Source organism: Bradyrhizobium barranii subsp. apii (genome assembly GCF_011516635.5).
Lineage (GTDB): Bacteria > Pseudomonadota > Alphaproteobacteria > Rhizobiales > Xanthobacteraceae > Bradyrhizobium > Bradyrhizobium barranii.
In genome coordinates, this window is record NZ_CP096255.1 from 6,612,870 (window position 1) to 6,626,909 (window position 14,040).

At 63.4% G+C, this 14,040-nt stretch carries 16 protein-coding genes and 2 pseudogenes; 8 read left to right on the forward strand and 10 right to left on the reverse strand.

The window, feature by feature from the left end; all coding sequences use genetic code 11:
* Positions 1–197 precede the first annotated feature (197 nt).
* A complete protein-coding gene (locus HAP41_RS31700) occupies positions 198–683 on the reverse strand; it encodes a phasin (protein ID WP_166092113.1) in 486 nt (161 codons plus the stop codon).
* 536 nt (positions 684–1,219) lie between these two features.
* Positions 1,220–1,606 (reverse strand): COG4315 family predicted lipoprotein, encoded by a 387-nt coding sequence (locus tag HAP41_RS31705; RefSeq protein ID WP_071912640.1) that lies wholly within the window; start codon positions 1,604–1,606, stop codon positions 1,220–1,222.
* A gap of 146 nt (positions 1,607–1,752) precedes the next feature.
* Between HAP41_RS31705 and HAP41_RS31710 the strand changes: the two genes are divergently transcribed.
* A complete protein-coding gene (locus HAP41_RS31710; RefSeq protein WP_166105653.1) occupies positions 1,753–2,259 on the forward strand; it encodes a GNAT family N-acetyltransferase in 507 nt (168 codons plus the stop codon).
* Between the two features lie 117 nt (positions 2,260–2,376).
* Positions 2,377–2,688 (forward strand): hypothetical protein, encoded by a 312-nt coding sequence (locus HAP41_RS31715; protein ID WP_166092107.1) that lies wholly within the window; start codon positions 2,377–2,379, stop codon positions 2,686–2,688.
* A gap of 77 nt (positions 2,689–2,765) precedes the next feature.
* Here the strand turns inward: HAP41_RS31715 and HAP41_RS31720 are convergent, their stop codons facing one another.
* Both HAP41_RS31720 and HAP41_RS31725 read right to left on the reverse strand, forming a co-directional pair.
* On the reverse strand, positions 2,766–4,739 hold the full coding sequence (locus HAP41_RS31720) for a DEAD/DEAH box helicase (protein ID WP_166092099.1): 1,974 nt from the start codon (positions 4,737–4,739) through the stop codon (positions 2,766–2,768).
* A 246-nt stretch (positions 4,740–4,985) separates the two neighbouring features.
* Positions 4,986–5,821: pseudogene (locus tag HAP41_RS31725) on the reverse strand (IS5 family transposase).
* 98 nt (positions 5,822–5,919) lie between these two features.
* On the opposite strand from HAP41_RS31725, the gene HAP41_RS31730 reads away from it, so the two are divergent.
* The 3 genes from HAP41_RS31730 (at position 5,920) to HAP41_RS31740 (ending at position 7,462) form a co-directional block, all read left to right on the forward strand.
* A complete protein-coding gene (locus HAP41_RS31730; protein ID WP_176400472.1) occupies positions 5,920–6,249 on the forward strand; it encodes a hypothetical protein in 330 nt (109 codons plus the stop codon).
* Between the two features lie 54 nt (positions 6,250–6,303).
* A complete protein-coding gene (locus tag HAP41_RS31735) occupies positions 6,304–7,044 on the forward strand; it encodes a metallophosphoesterase family protein (RefSeq protein WP_063982494.1) in 741 nt (246 codons plus the stop codon).
* 64 nt (positions 7,045–7,108) lie between these two features.
* Complete coding sequence (locus HAP41_RS31740) at positions 7,109–7,462, forward strand: cupin domain-containing protein (RefSeq protein WP_166092089.1); 354 nt, start codon at positions 7,109–7,111, stop codon at positions 7,460–7,462.
* A 25-nt stretch (positions 7,463–7,487) separates the two neighbouring features.
* Here HAP41_RS31740 and HAP41_RS31745 read toward each other — a convergent pair whose 3' ends face one another.
* The 6 genes and pseudogenes from HAP41_RS31745 to HAP41_RS31765 all read right to left on the reverse strand — a co-directional run bounded on the left by HAP41_RS31745 (position 7,488) and on the right by HAP41_RS31765 (position 11,001).
* On the reverse strand, positions 7,488–8,000 hold the full coding sequence (locus tag HAP41_RS31745) for a hypothetical protein (RefSeq protein ID WP_166092083.1): 513 nt from the start codon (positions 7,998–8,000) through the stop codon (positions 7,488–7,490).
* A 95-nt stretch (positions 8,001–8,095) separates the two neighbouring features.
* Positions 8,096–8,512, reverse strand: coding sequence for a VOC family protein (locus tag HAP41_RS31750; protein WP_014494310.1), 417 nt, complete (start codon positions 8,510–8,512; stop codon positions 8,096–8,098).
* A 104-nt stretch (positions 8,513–8,616) separates the two neighbouring features.
* Positions 8,617–8,736, reverse strand: a complete 120-nt coding sequence (locus HAP41_RS50780; protein ID WP_256478302.1) for a DUF5680 domain-containing protein — start codon at positions 8,734–8,736, stop codon at positions 8,617–8,619.
* A gap of 61 nt (positions 8,737–8,797) precedes the next feature.
* A pseudogene (locus HAP41_RS50420) lies at positions 8,798–9,076 on the reverse strand (DUF5680 domain-containing protein); the annotation flags it as partial.
* A 3-nt stretch (positions 9,077–9,079) separates the two neighbouring features.
* A complete protein-coding gene (locus HAP41_RS31760) occupies positions 9,080–10,231 on the reverse strand; it encodes a zinc-binding dehydrogenase (RefSeq protein ID WP_166092079.1) in 1,152 nt (383 codons plus the stop codon).
* Positions 10,232–10,362: 131 nt separating this feature from the next.
* Positions 10,363–11,001: a Clp protease N-terminal domain-containing protein gene (locus HAP41_RS31765; protein WP_166092072.1), complete on the reverse strand. Its 639-nt coding sequence runs from the start codon at positions 10,999–11,001 to the stop codon at positions 10,363–10,365.
* Positions 11,002–11,312: 311 nt separating this feature from the next.
* Between HAP41_RS31765 and HAP41_RS31770 the strand changes: the two genes are divergently transcribed.
* The 3 genes from HAP41_RS31770 to HAP41_RS31780 all read left to right on the forward strand — a co-directional run bounded on the left by HAP41_RS31770 (position 11,313) and on the right by HAP41_RS31780 (position 14,017).
* The gene (locus HAP41_RS31770; RefSeq protein WP_206706246.1) at positions 11,313–11,792 is read left to right on the forward strand and encodes a GNAT family N-acetyltransferase; all 480 of its coding nucleotides are present in this window, start codon (positions 11,313–11,315) and stop codon (positions 11,790–11,792) included.
* Between the two features lie 37 nt (positions 11,793–11,829).
* Positions 11,830–12,627, forward strand: coding sequence for an alpha/beta fold hydrolase (locus HAP41_RS31775; protein WP_166092062.1), 798 nt, complete (start codon positions 11,830–11,832; stop codon positions 12,625–12,627).
* Between the two features lie 193 nt (positions 12,628–12,820).
* Positions 12,821–14,017, forward strand: a complete 1,197-nt coding sequence (locus HAP41_RS31780) for an MFS transporter (RefSeq protein WP_063982486.1) — start codon at positions 12,821–12,823, stop codon at positions 14,015–14,017.
* Positions 14,018–14,040 lie beyond the last annotated feature (23 nt).

A 14,040-nucleotide genomic window follows, 5' to 3' on the forward strand; every position in this document is an offset into this window, starting at 1 on the left:
ATCTATCTCGATGCCCGTCGGAATGGCGTGGCCCGTTTCCGGGCACTTGATCATCACCATACCCATCCTGACTTCCTCCAGCTTGGCATCACCTCACGGCAAGGCTTCTCACGGCAAGGCTTCGCCGCCTCGGCTGGACCGCGCCCCTTCTGGCGAAGACGCTCGTCCAGCCGATCCACGCGGCCAGTAGCCTCGATTCAAGCAGCCCTATGCAGAACCAGGTTGAAACTCTTCTTGATCGGCTCGGCCGTCTCGGTTGCGACCTTCTGGGCGAGGTCCCAAAGCTCCCGGTTTTGGCGAGAAGCCGCTTCAAAGGTCTTGCGGCTGTAGCTGGTGGAGAGGCTCACGGCATCCGCAAACGACCTCGCATCCGCAAGCTGGGACATGAACTCCAGCGCGGAGCTGGTATTGATGTTTGATATTTCGATGACCTTGGTGCCGTAATCGGCGGCACGCGTGGCATTGGTCGAACAGGCTTCACGGAGCGCTTCGGTGATCTCCTCGGAAGCCGCCCTCATCCGCTCTAAATTTGCCTTGGCCCGGGCGGCGCCTTGCTCGGCGAGATCGCCGAAGATCGCCTGGAAGTTGAAAAATGGCAGGTCGAACCTGGGCATTGCACCGCCATTCGCCGTCCCGTTCAGTCCAGTGGCGTTCGTCTCGGCTTTCAGATTGGCATCATTCATGGTCATTCATCCCCTCACGCGAAACCAGATAATGGATTGAAGACTCCCAGAAGCTCCCAAGTGCGGACCGCACCGGGAAACCAGTGCCCCTACTCTCAAATGGAGGGATGCTGCTGCCGATATGCCGCTCGCGCCCCCTGCCGGAACCAACTATGACCAACCAAAATCGGGCCTTCGGTTCGCTTTCGGACTCTCGACTTGAATAAATTCGATTCAAGCGACGACGCGCCACAGGCGGCATTCTTCCTTCTTTGAAGTTGTCGCGATTACTTCCGCCAACTTGAGATCAGTCCGGCGAGCGGTTCGGAGACGCCGGTGCCGGTGGCCTTCCGCTGGGGGCGCGGCGAGGATTCGGCCGCTTCCAGATGGCGCCCTGTCACTGATTGACAGCGAGTTGCTGGAGCCGCTCCGCAGCGCACCGCATTGAACGATACGTCGCATCGCCAATGCGGCGTTGCGCTGCGTCCGAGGCACGAGACCGGTGGCATCCCGTCAATGTCAGACACCACCTCGCATTGCCGCGGCGGATTGTCCGCTCACGGCATCGCCAGATGCCAGGCGCCGTTCAGAAAGCCGTCGCCGGTGATGTCGCCGGGCTTCTGGTCCTTGGCGAAGGTGTAGAGCGGCTTGCCCTTGTAAGCCCACTGCCTGGATCCGTCGTCGCGCGCAATGACGGTGTAGCCGTCGGCCGCGGCATCGCTCGCCTCGGCCTTCAGCACCGGCCAGTTTGTCGCACACGGTCCGTTGCAGGCAGACTTGCCGTCCGCATCCTTGTCGAAGGTGTAAAGCGTCATGCCCTTGGCGTCGGTGAGCACGTTGCCCTTGTCGGACTTGCCGGTCTTGGTCGGCGGCGCGGCGAAGGCAGCGGGGATGATGGCGAGCGATACGGCGAGCGTGAGCGCGAGGCGGATCGAGGACGTCATGGGTTCTCCTGTCATGCAATTGGCTTGCATGGGGTAGGACGCCGCGCAACGCTTCGTATTCCTGGGACGGTGGCAAAGATATTTTTCGCTGCGCGCATCGTCGCGACGGAATAAACTGAATGGGTGAGACCGACCAACGGACCGACATGAGCAAGCCGCATTGGCGTCCCGCGCGCGCCTCCGACCTGGTCGCGATCAGCGCGATCGCAGCGCGGATCCATCCCGATCTCCCTGAGAATCCCGACGTGTTCGCGGAGAAGATGCGACTCTATCCCGATGGCTGCCGTCTGCTCATCGCCGACGAAGAGATCGCCGGCTACGGACTCGCGCATCCGTGGAAGCAACACCGCATTCCGCCGCTCAACGGCTTCCTGCAACAATTGCCTGATGATGCGGATTGTCTCTACGTGCACGACGTCGCCGTGCTGCCCGATTTCCGCGGTGGCGTCGCGCGCGATTATATTGCCGATATCGAGAAGCTGGCGCGCGCATCACACATCACAACGCTCGCGCTGGTCTCGGTCTACGCCACGCGGCCGTTATGGGAGCGTCTCGGCTTCCGGCCCGTCGCGGCGGATACTGAGGCGCGCGCAAAGCTCGCCTCCTACGGCGAAGGCGCGACCTACATGCTCCGCGACCTCGCTGCGACATAACGTCCCCGCCCGGCTCACGCGGGCGTGAAGCCGTCCCTCGAACCGCCTTCGATCACCCCCCGTCGAAGGTGTGCGCGGGCCGTTCTGGTCTCGCCGAATCGAGACTGGAGAATTTCCATGAAACTCACATTGTCGAAAGTTGCTTTGATTGCATTCGCTGCGGCGGCCGCGTTCAGCGCGACCAGTGCCAACGCGGCGCAGGTCCGGACCTATGGCTGCGATTCCGCCTTCTTCGAGGGCTGCGGTATCCTTGTCGAGACGCCGACCCCTGGCGGCAGAAGCCGCATCAACCTCACTCACGACACCTCGCCCATCTACATGAAGCAGACGGACCCCCGCTACAGCTCGTCGATGCGTGATGCCGGTGGTGGCGGCGGAGGAGGTGGTGGTGGCGGCGGTGGCGGCGGTGGCGGTGGCGGTGGCCGCTGAGTTCGCAGCTGACTTTTCAGATGATGTCGCCGGCGCAATCCGGCGGCATCATTGCAGTCTGCACGGTCAGGCGCAGTTCAGCCCCGATGCTTTTTCTTCGCCTTCTTTTTTCCAGGCGCGCCCTTCAACGGCCACGGCGTGACCGCCGGCTCGGCATGGCCAGGCTTGTTCTTGTGCTTCTTTTTCTTTCCGAACGAAGGAGCATCGTCGAATTTCGGCCTGCGCTCGCCGTGAGCCTTGTCGCGTGGCTTGAATCCAGCTGCATCGCGCGGGCGATCGTCGCGACGTTCGCGATGATCGATCTCGCCGCTCTCGCGCCGCGGCGGCTTTGACCGCTCTTCCGAAGGCGCCTGCCGCTGCGGCGCATCCGTCATCGGTTCGAGGCGGATATTGTCTTCCTTGTCCGGACGCTTGATCTTGGCAGCGAAGGATTCCGCGACCCGCTCGAAAATTTCGAACTCGGTCGTCGTGTCCATGATCTTGATGGCGCCGATGTCGCCCTTGTCGATGCCGCCGCGGCGGCAGATCATCGGCAAGAGCCAGCGTGCTTCCGCATTCTTTCTTCGTCCGATGTTGGCCCGGAACCAGACGCTGCCGTCCGCCATGCCGTGTTTCGCCGACGATTTTCCTGATTTGGGTCGGGCTCTTTCGGGGCGATCATCGCCGCGCGAAGTGCGGGCATCGTCGCGCGGTGCGCGGACATTGTCGCGCCCGCGATCGTCGCGCGGCCGGCCGGCTCGCTCGCCGGGATCGATGATGTCTTCGGGCGACGGCAGCCGTGCGCGATAGAGCCGCGCGAGTGCGGCTGCGATATCCTCAGCCGACCGCTCGGCCAGCAGCGCCTGCGCCAGCACCAGATCGTCCGCGGTCGTCTCCTCGGTGAACAACACGTCCTTCATGCGGTCGTGATCGAGCCTGCGGATTTCCTCCGCCTGCGGTGCCGTTCCCCAGACCGCGTCGATCCCCGAGACATTCAGCAGCATTTCCGCACGTCGCCGCCGTACAGGCGGCACCAGCAGGACGCTCGTCCCCTTGCGGCCCGCCCGCCCGGTGCGGCCGGAGCGATGCTGCATCACCTCGGCGTCGTTGGGCAGATCGGCATGGATGACGAGATCGAGGCTCGGCAGGTCGATGCCGCGGGCGGCGACGTCGGTCGCCACACAGACGCGAGCGCGTCCGTCCCGGAGCGACTGCAGCGCCGTGGTCCGCTCGTTCTGCGTCAATTCGCCTGACAGCGCGACCACGGAGAAGCCGCGCTCCAGCAGCGCCGCCTGCAAATGCCTGACGTGATCGCGCGTGCTGCAAAACACCAGCGCGCTCGGCGCCTCGAAGAAGCGCAGCACGTTGACGACGGCATGTTCGACATCACCGGGGGCGACCCGGATGGCGCGGTACTCGATGTCGGCGTGACCGCCTTCATCGCCGGCGACCTCGATCCGAAACGCCTGCTGCTGATATTGCTTGGCCAGCGCCACGATACCGCGCGGAAACGTCGCCGAGAACAGCAACGTGCGGCGTGTCTCCGGCGTGGTCTTGAGGATGAATTCCATGTCCTCGCGAAAGCCGAGATTGAGCATCTCGTCGGCCTCATCGAGGACAACCACTTTCAATTCCGTGATGTCGAGACGGCCGCGACGCAAATGGTCGCACAACCGGCCGGGCGTGCCGACGACGATGTGAGCGCCCGCCGCAAGCTCGCGCTGCTCGCGCCGCGGATCCATGCCGCCGACGCAGGAGACGACCCGCCCGCCGGCATGCCCATACAGCCATGCCAGTTCGCGCTGAACCTGCAAGGCGAGCTCGCGGGTCGGCGCCACGATCAGGGCGAGCGGCGCCCCCGCCTGCTCGAACCGCTCGGCATCGCCAAACAGATCCTTGGCCATGGCGAGGCCATACGCGAGGGTCTTGCCGGAGCCGGTCTGGGCCGAAACCAGGAGGTCGCGGTCGGCCGCTTCGTCTGCGAGCACGGCGAGCTGGACGGGGGTGGGTGAATCATAGTTCCGCTCGGCCAAAGCGTGGGCGAGCGGCGGGGTCAGGGCCGGAAAAGACACGGGATGGAGAACCTTGGTTAATGTCAGGCGCGGAACGGTGAACCGGCGGACCTGAGTTGCGTGCGCGGCAAACGGCCCGGCCGCACGCCGGATGTGATCAGGGCGCTCTTTACGCCAAGTGCTCTGAAATCACCATGCCTATGATGCATGGCTTGACGGAAAGAACCGCGCCTAAAGGTTGCATCTGACGTTCGCGGCCACCTCCGTTAACTTGAAGCCAACCGGCTTAGAGTCTGTCCGGAAAGATTACCTTGGATTGCATAGCTTTCGCAGCATGAGTCGGATGGAGGCCAGCTTGAGAAAGGCGAGCGCCCTGTGATTGAAGCATTCCCAATCTTTGGACAGTCTTCGGCATCGCCCGAGCCAGGCAAAGGTACGCTCGACGATCCAGCGTTTGGGCAAGACGACGAAACGGTGAGCCTGATCGGAGCGTTTGACGATTTCGAGGTTCACGCGCTTCAGAGCGCTACGCAGCCCCTTCTGGAAATGTGGCCCTTGATATCCGCCGTCGGCGTAGAGCTTCAGAAGAAAGGGATAGAGGCCGAACAACGTTGCCATCAGGAGCACGCCGCCGTCGCGATCCTGGATGTCCGCCGCATGCACGATGGCGTGCATCAAGAGGCCTTGCGTGTCGACGAGAATGTGCCGCTTCTTGCCCTTGATCTTCTTGCCCGCGTCGTAGCCATGGAGATCATGAGGCCCCCTTTTTCAGCGCTTTTCACGCTCTGGCTATCGATGATGGCGGCGGTGGGAGAAGCCTCGCGCTCGGCCCTTTCGCGACATTCGACATAGAGGGCGTGATGAATTTTATCGAGCGTGCCGTTCCAGCTCCACAGATCGAAGTAGCCATACAGCGTCGAGCGCGGCGGCAGGTCCTTGGGGATCGCGCGCCACTGGCAACCTGTGCTCAGGATGTACATCAGCCCGTTGGCAATCTCGCGCAGGTCCACCGTACGCTTGTTGCCGCCGCGCTTGGCCGGCGGGATGCGAGGCGCGATCAGCGCCCACTCCTCGTCGGTCAAGTCGCTCGGATAGCGCAGGCGGCTGCGGTCGTAGCGTGCACGGTTCTCGGTAGTCCACATTGGCGGCGCGTCCCCATCGAATCAGGCCGCTCACCTTGAATCACAACCGATTCATTCGACTCAACATGTTTTGGAACAGACACTTAGAGGGGGACCGCGTGACGCCTTCCGCCAAACGCGCCTGCGGCGATTGCACGCTTTGCTGCAAGGTCATGGCCATCGAGGCGCTGGCCATACCGGCTGGAAGCTGGTGCCGGCACTGCAAACCCGGCCAGGGCTGCGCGATCTATGCCGAACGCCCGGCCATCATGGGCCAGCGCATGATCCTCGTCACGCCGGACCGCGAGTTCGATCGCGGCATCGTCGGGCCGGACGAGCGGATCGTGCGGGAGCTGGAGGGGACCAAGGTCGTCGGCGCGACGGTGGTGAAGGAACATCAGATCAGCCATGGCTGGTTGGTGAACGTCCCATCAGCCGATACTAGATAGGTCCGGTGACCTGGCAGAGTTAAGTTCAGGCAAAGCAGCACGGGGAGCACGACGATGCGATTGGCAGTCATTTCCGATATCCACGGCAATCTCGCTGCGTTGGAAGCGGTGCTGGCCGACATCAAGGCGCGCGGCGTCGATCGTACGGTCAACCTCGGCGATTGCGTCACCAGCCCGCTGTGGCCAAAGGAAACTTTCGAGGCTCTCCAGTCGCTGTCGTTGCCGACGGTGCGCGGAAATCATGATCGCTGGATTGAGGAGTTTCCAGACGACAAGCTCTCGCCGGCAGGTCTGTTTGCGCGTAGCGCATTGACCGCGGAGCAGCGCCGCGCACTTCACAGCCTGCCCTCCCAAATACGGCTGGACGACGGGATCCTGGCCTGCCACGGCACACCCGACGACGATACGACGTGCCTGCTCGAAGAAGCGCTCGAGGACGGCCGCTTCGTGCCGGCGCGTCGCGACGTGCTGACCGCGCGCCTTTCGAGCGCGCCAACGGCGCGTGTCGTGCTGTGTGGTCACAGCCACCGCCAGGCGGCTGTTCAGGGCCCGGGCGACCGCCTGGTCCTCAATCCCGGCAGCGTTGGTTGCCCGGTGTTCGCGGACATTCCTTTTGCCGCAAACCTGGAGCATCGCTCGCCTCACGCCCGCTACGCGATCCTCACGAAACGAACAAGAGGCTGGCAAGTCGAACTGCTGGCCCTGGAATACGACTGGGAAGCCGCGTCCGCGCAGGCGCTCGCCAACGGCCGCCCGGAATGGGCGGAGGCCATGTTATCAGGACATGTCAAATAGCTGGCCTTGCCACGTCGGTCATTCGATCCCAAATCGTGCCTCACGAGAGCGCAAAGGGGGAAACATGGCCGACAGCATATCGCTTGCCGACAAGCTCGCGACCTTTGGGGATCATTGGTCGCCGCGCACGGTTACGACCTTCAACGATTGCGACGTGATGGTGGTGAAGGTGAAGGGCGAGTTCACCTGGCACAAGCATGACGACACCGACGATTTCTTTCTCGTCCTGAAAGGCAGTCTGGACATCGAATTGCGGGATCGCACGGTGACGCTCGGCCCGGGAGAACTATATGTCGTGCCCAAAGGGGTCGAGCATCGCCCGGTGGCACGCGAGGAGGTTCACCTCATGCTCATCGAGCCCACCGGCACCCCGAACACGGGCGACAAGGCCACCGCCGCAGCACGCAAGCTCGCATAGAGGACAACGCTTGGCGCGCGTCTAATCAATCCCTGGAGGTCGCCAGCTTGGTGAAGCGGCCGACCAGCCTCGCCCTGACCCGTGCAACTGTGTCCCTCGCCGCGCGGCTCAGGGCGCGGATGGCGCGCCAGGCGTCGGTTGCCTGCAGCCACGCCTTCACCTCGGAGAACTTGCCGTACGCCCAGGCGAACGCCGGAATCCGCATCAGCTTGTCGCGCGTAAGATGGAACAGGCGCTCGACCAGCACGAGCTTGAGCAATTCGCCGACGATGAAAGTCACGGCGGCGCTCACGACCTGACCCGTTGCAGCGAGGTAGGCCGCCACCGGCTTGATCGGCTCCAGAATGATCACGGGCACGGAAAACAGGGCGAGCGAGGGATAAGGGGACAGCGACCTGATCCAGGTGGGCAACCACTTGAATTCGAAATGCCGCCCAATCCAGCGCGCCATTGGCCGCGCCACGGCCATGAAGACGGCATCCACCAGGAAGTAGATGGCCGCCAGGATGTAAGTAACGGGTTTCAGGATTCGCTTCACGATACCTCTCCCGTGAAGTGAAAGTCGGAACCTGGGCCTAAGTTTCACCTTAACATGGATAGATCGGGGATTCCCGATGGAACTTTTTGGGCGCCTCAGATCTCGGCATAGACCTCCAGCAAATTGCCGTCGGGATCGCGAAAAAACAGCGTCCGGTGTCCGAACGACTGGTTCGTCGGCGGTGACAGCAGCGCCACGCCCTGCCGCACCAGTTCATCGGCACATTGATCGACCTCGGTCGCGGACACCTTGAAGGCCAGTTGCAGCGAGGCGCTGCCCGCCGGCGTCGGCGCGTCGGCCGCGGTCCGGCTCGGTCTCGCCAGCGCCAGCGTGTTGCCGCCCAGGCCGTACTCGATCCAGTTCGGCGAGAGCTCGCGCAGCAGCGGAAAGGCGAGGACGTCCTCGTAGAACCGGCGCATCGCCGCCATGTCGCGCACGAAGATGACGGTGTAGTCGATCGCGCGAATGGCGTTGAAGGGGGAGCGGGTGCGCGGGTTAGGTTCGTCTGTCATTGTAGCCCTCTTCCAAACTCAGGCTCGTAGCCCGCATGGAGCGGAATGCGGGACCGGCGGCCCCGGATTGCTCTGCGCTCCATCCGGGCTACAAGGTTCAAGAATTATCGCAACAAACCACCGCTATAGCGCAGCTCGTACAGCGGTGCGCCATCATGCCGCGAGATCGTCTCGACGCCGCGGAAACGATCGAGCGAGCCCTCGGCCTCGTTGCGGTAGGTCACGCCGCAGATAAGGCTCCTCGACGCTTACGCCCAACAGCGCCCGGCGCAGGAATTTGTAGATCTCGAGCAGCGTGGACCGATCCGTGATGTCCGCGCGGGCGCCGCCGCTGTAGCTCATCGACCAGATGACATGGTCATCCCGTGACACGGTCTCTTGGCCAACGAAAAACCCCATCCCGAAATAGATATCGCGATAGGCATAAGGTGGCGCGCGATGTTCGAGCTGCTTGGAGCCGGCGAGCAGCGGCGCGACCACGGTCGCGTCGTCGTCCAGCCCCGCATAGGTGCGCCGCTTGGCTTCGACCAGGAACGCAGCGAGATCGGGTGGAATGGACGGCATTGTCTAGTCCACCAATTCCGGCCACGGCACGATGGTCGATTTCACCGTCTTCATCGCCATCGCATCCCTCACCGCCTGTGCGACGCCTTCCTCCGTAAAAGGATAGATCGTCTGCATCTTCAGCCAGGGATATTTGTCACGCGTGCGGTAGAGCATGTCGACGCCGAGCGGGAGATCATTACCGGTAAAGCCCCAGGATCCCAGCACGTTGAGGTCCTTGGTGCAGATGCGGTGCCAGGAGGTCTCGATCGAGCCGGCATCGGTGAACTGACCCATCTCGACATAGGTGCCGCCGTCGCGCAGCATCTCGATGCCTTCGGGGCCGGCGGTCGGATGTCCCGAGCAATCCATCACGAGATCGGCGCCGAAGTGGCCTACGATCTCGCGGACGCACGCGATGCGCTCCTGCGGCGATTTGATCTCCTCGATGTTCACCGTCGCCTCCGCGCCGAACTCGCGCGCGAGCTTGAGCCGCGGCTCTTCCGGCGCGCCGACGCAGATCACGCGCCCCGCCCCCATCTCCCTGGCGGCCGCGACCGCGAGAATGCCGATCGGACCCGAGCCCTGGATCACCACCGTGTCGCCCCAGGAAAAACCACCGGCGCGGGTGGCGCGGTTAAAGGCGCGGATGCAGGAAGTCAGCGGCTCCGAGAGCGCGCCCAGCCGCAGCGACATGTCGTCGGGCAGCTTGTAGATCTTGGTGCCCGGCAGCATCTCGAGGTCGACATAGACATATTCGGCCCAGCCGCCCCACATATGCGGCGCCTTGTCGAAGCCGAGATAGCGGCCGTAATAGACCGGCGTCAGGCACTTGTTGGCGGTCTGCGGATAATGGATGCAGAAATAGCAGTGGCCGCAGGGCATCAGCGGCGGGATCATCACTTTCGAGCCGACCTTCAGCGGCTTGCTCATGAAGTCCTCGGTGAATTCGTCGCCGCACTCGACGATGATTCCGCCGAGCTCGTGGCCGAGCGTGAACGGCCAGGGTAACGGCTTCGGCCAATGCCCTTTGAGAATGTGCAGATCGGTGCCGCAGACGCCGCAGGCGCCGACCTTGATCAGCGCAGCCTTTTTGCCGACCTTCGGCCATGGCACGGTCTTGATGACGGGCTCCGAGCCCGGCCCTGCGTGAGTGCAGACGCGGATCTGGTCCATGGCTGTTTCCTCGCTGCCTGCTTGTTATGATTGATTGGTGCGGCCGACGATCAGCCTATGACAGCCGTGGGGCGTTGCAAATACCAAGGTGCATACCTCAAATGCACCGGGGCAGAAGGTTCACTGTTCTCTCAACTTGCGCGAGGAGGCGCTCTCTCAAGACCTTCGCCGGTCATGCCCTGCTCGCTCAGGAGCCAAACCGCAGGACTTGCAGTTTCGCTGAACATGGTCGCCAACACGTCCAGACCACTCGTTTCACGTTTCAGGCTGCGCACGGTCGCACGATGCACCACACGTCGAAATGCAACCGTCGGCGTCGTGTCGCGCTCGTCGCGGATCATCACCCAAGTGCTCAGCTTATCGTCGATATAGGAGACTGTGGTGCGCCTCAGGGCTTCGAGGTCAACCTCGCTGGCCTTCATCACTTCCGAGGCATCCGGATCGTCCAGCAGCGCAAGCAAGAGATGCTCCAGCGTCGCAAACTCGTGCTTTCGCGCTTTGGCGTAAGTGAGAGCCCTGTTCAGAGTCAGATCGAGCTCGCGGGTAAATCCCGAAGGCCACTTGATGCTCGCACGCGGTGGCAGAGCCGAGGCCGTGTCAGACGCCGGCGGTCCGCGTCGGATCGCGGCAGCAAGCGTATTCCAGTCAGCCAAGCCAAACAGCTCGGCGGTCAGCTCAAGGCTTTCGGCGACCGAAATCTTGAGACCTTTGGAGGCGAGAGAGGCGCGCAGCGTGCGCGCCATATCTTTAGCATCGCGAAAGTCGCGCATGGCTTACTCCTTTGCTTGAACACTTCGGGAAGCCAGTGCTTGCGTTGCTGACCCGTTGTTCGGCAAAGGGGCCAAGACGATGCATGCGATACGTTCACCATCCCGTAAAGGGTGCAAGCGGCAGGTCGTATCCACCTGAAAGAAAGGTGGCTCGGCGGCCGCCAAGTGTCAATACTGACGACTCGCGCAAACCCGTAAATGGCTTGTATCCGGACGCTGGGTTAGGATGAGACGGGCTCCTAGCCCGTATGGCGCAGCGTGTCCCGGATTACGCTTTCGCTCCATCCGGGCTACGATCGAGGATGACGCCGATGCTGCGTGACTTTCAGCCAGCGGATACCGAAGCGATCGTGCGCGTCGCTCTCGCGGCGTTCGCGGAGTTCGAGCGGCACTATTCCGACTGGCCGTTGTTTACGACCCATGTCGCTAAGATGCCGGAGCTTGCCAAAACCGGCGAGATCATCGTCGCCGAGGATGGCGGCCAGATCGTCGGCGCCGTCGCCTATGTCGGTCCGCAAGCCCCGAAGCCGGCCTTCTTCGATCCGGCCTGGCCGGTCATCCGCATGCTGGTGGTCGATCCGGCCGCGCGCAGCAAGGGCATCGGCCGGCAATTGACCGAGGAATGCCTGCGCCGCGCCGAGCGCGACCGGTCGCCGGTCATCGCCCTGCACACGACGCCGATCATGACGGTCGCATTGCCGATGTATCAGCGGATGGGATTTACCAGGGTTCGCGAGGCGCCGGATATTTTGGGCGTGCCTTATGCGGTCTACCTCAAGACGCTGGGGTAGGATGGCGTCGGCGTTGATTCTTTGACAGTCGTTGCGAATGACAAACTGGACGAGCCGAACCTGCGCGGCAAATGGCATCGACATCCATTATTTACGGACCGGGGACGACAAGCCTGCGCTGATTGCACTGCATGGTCTGACCGGAAGCGGCGCCTGCTGGACACCGTTGGCGCGCGCTCTCGAGGACGGCTACGACGTCATCATGCCCTCTGCGAGAGGACATGGCGCGTCGAGCGCACCGTCCGGCGGGTATCTGTACCGCGATCTCGCGGGCGACGTCATCGGCCTCATTGACGCGCTCGGGCTGACTGCCCCGATCCTGCTCGGCCATTCCATGGGCGGCATGACCGCCGCCGTGGTGGCGAGCGAGATGGGTACGGCCATTCGCAGCGTTATCCTCGCCGATCCGACTTTCCTGCCACCGGAGCGCCAGCGCGAGGTTTACGAGAGTGATGTCGCCGAGCAGCATCGCCGACTTCTCGCCCGGGACAAGGACGAGGCGCTGGCCGAGGCCCGGCGGCGGCATCCGCACCGCTCATCCGAGCTGCTTGACCTGATCGTTGATGCGCGGCTGCGGACCGAGATCAGCGCCTTCGAGGTTCTCACGCCGCCGAACCCGGATTATCGCGGGCTTGTCAAAGCCATTGCCGTCCCGAGCCTGCTTGTCATCGGAGACAATGGCGTTGTCTCCGTCGAAACGGCGCGGGAGCTGCAGGGGCTCAATCAACACCTCCGCCATGAGGTGATCGCGAATGCGGGCCATGGGTTGCCATATGACAAGCCGGATGAGTTTGCTGCGGTGGTCAGGTCGTTTCTGGCGACGGAGATCGCGTGACGCGCTGCTTCGTAGCCCGCATGGAGCTTTGCGGAATGCGGGGTCGGCGGTCCCGGATTGCGGGCTACGGACACACACCCAAGTGTCTTGAGCGGCTGGCGGCGAACGTGTATGGCCCCAAGGGTCCCACCCAGGTGATCGCTTGAACCCCCTTCCCCAAAATCCTGTTGTCGCGTCCGGATCGTTCGCGGCGATGAAGTCGGTGCCGTACCGGCTCCAGTTCATCGCCTATGTGCTGGCGATGATGGCGGACAATATCGAGCATGTGATCAGCTATTGGGTGGTGTTCCAGAAATTCCATTCGCCTACGCTGGGGGGCTTTGCCGTGCTGTCGCACTGGCTGCCGTTCCTGCTGTTCTCGGTCGCGGTCGGCGGGCTCGCCGACCGGTTCGATCCGCGGCGCATCATCCAATGCGGCATGCTGCTGTTCATCGTGGCCTCGGCCGGATGGGGCTTCTTCTTCATCACCGACACCATCCAGATGTGGCACGCGATGCTGCTGCTGGTGATCCATGGTTGCGCCGGCGTGCTGTGGCAGACGCCGAACCAGTTGCTGCTCTACGACCTCGTCGGTCCCGCGGATCTTCCGAGCGCGGTGCGCCTGAATGCGATGGCACGCTATCTCGGCATCCTGGTCGGCCCCGCCGTCGGCGGCGTCATCATGCTCACGCTGGGCACCTCGCACGGCATCATCTTCAACACGCTGTTCTACCTGCCGATGCTGCTCTGGCTGTTCTGGGCCCCGGTGCGCGACAAGAGCGTCGCGGTGCGGCGCTTCGCCATGCGCGGCCTTGCCGACATCGTGCTGACGATGCGTGCCATCGGCACGCAGCCGGTGCTGACCGCAATGACGTGGCTCGCCGGCCTCACCTCCTTCATGATCGGCAACGCCTATCACGCCCAGATGCCGGGGTTTGCCGGCGATCTCGGCCACGGCGATCCCGGCGTCTCCTACAGCGTGCTGCTCGCGGCCGACGCGGCAGGTGCACTGCTTGCGGGCATCGCGCTGGAATCCTGGGGACGGTTGAAGGGCACGCCGCGCACCGCGATCATGCTGGCCATGCTGTGGAGCGTGGCGCTGCTCGGCTTCGCCGCGGTGCGGATCTATCCGGTCGCGATCGTGCTGCTGTTCTTTGCCGGCTTCTTCGAGCTGTCCTTCAACACCATGGCGCAGGCGCTGGTGCAGTTGAACGCACCGCACGACATCCGCGGCCGCGTCGTCGGGCTCTACAACATGGCCGGGCTCGGTATGCGGGCCTTCAGCGGCATCACCGTCGGCCTGTTCGGTGCGGCGATCGGCATTCACTGGTCGCTCGGGCTCTCGGCCGCGGTGCTGCTGGCGCTGCTGTGCCTTCTCTACGGACGCGCGACGAGGAAGACAGCCGGTTGACTCTCGTCCCTCTCCACCGCACC

Excerpts from the sequence above, each read along its gene's own strand:
- HAP41_RS31740 (WP_166092089.1), top strand. The coding sequence starts at position 7,109 with ATGGCCGACAGCATATCGCTTGCCGACAAGCTCGCGACCTTTGGGGAT.
- HAP41_RS31750 (WP_014494310.1), bottom strand. The coding sequence starts at position 8,512 with ATGACAGACGAACCTAACCCGCGCACCCGCTCCCCCTTCAACGCCATT.
- HAP41_RS31765 (WP_166092072.1), bottom strand. The coding sequence starts at position 11,001 with ATGCGCGACTTTCGCGATGCTAAAGATATGGCGCGCACGCTGCGCGCC.
- HAP41_RS31710 (WP_166105653.1), top strand. The coding sequence starts at position 1,753 with ATGAGCAAGCCGCATTGGCGTCCCGCGCGCGCCTCCGACCTGGTCGCG.
- HAP41_RS31715 (WP_166092107.1), top strand. The coding sequence starts at position 2,377 with ATGAAACTCACATTGTCGAAAGTTGCTTTGATTGCATTCGCTGCGGCG.
- HAP41_RS31700 (WP_166092113.1), bottom strand. The coding sequence starts at position 683 with ATGAATGATGCCAATCTGAAAGCCGAGACGAACGCCACTGGACTGAAC.
- HAP41_RS31760 (WP_166092079.1), bottom strand. The coding sequence starts at position 10,231 with ATGGACCAGATCCGCGTCTGCACTCACGCAGGGCCGGGCTCGGAGCCC.
- HAP41_RS31775 (WP_166092062.1), top strand. The coding sequence starts at position 11,830 with ATGACAAACTGGACGAGCCGAACCTGCGCGGCAAATGGCATCGACATC.
- HAP41_RS31735 (WP_063982494.1), top strand. The coding sequence starts at position 6,304 with ATGCGATTGGCAGTCATTTCCGATATCCACGGCAATCTCGCTGCGTTG.
- HAP41_RS31780 (WP_063982486.1), top strand. The coding sequence starts at position 12,821 with ATGAAGTCGGTGCCGTACCGGCTCCAGTTCATCGCCTATGTGCTGGCG.
- HAP41_RS31705 (WP_071912640.1), bottom strand. The coding sequence starts at position 1,606 with ATGACGTCCTCGATCCGCCTCGCGCTCACGCTCGCCGTATCGCTCGCC.
- HAP41_RS31770 (WP_206706246.1), top strand. The coding sequence starts at position 11,313 with ATGCTGCGTGACTTTCAGCCAGCGGATACCGAAGCGATCGTGCGCGTC.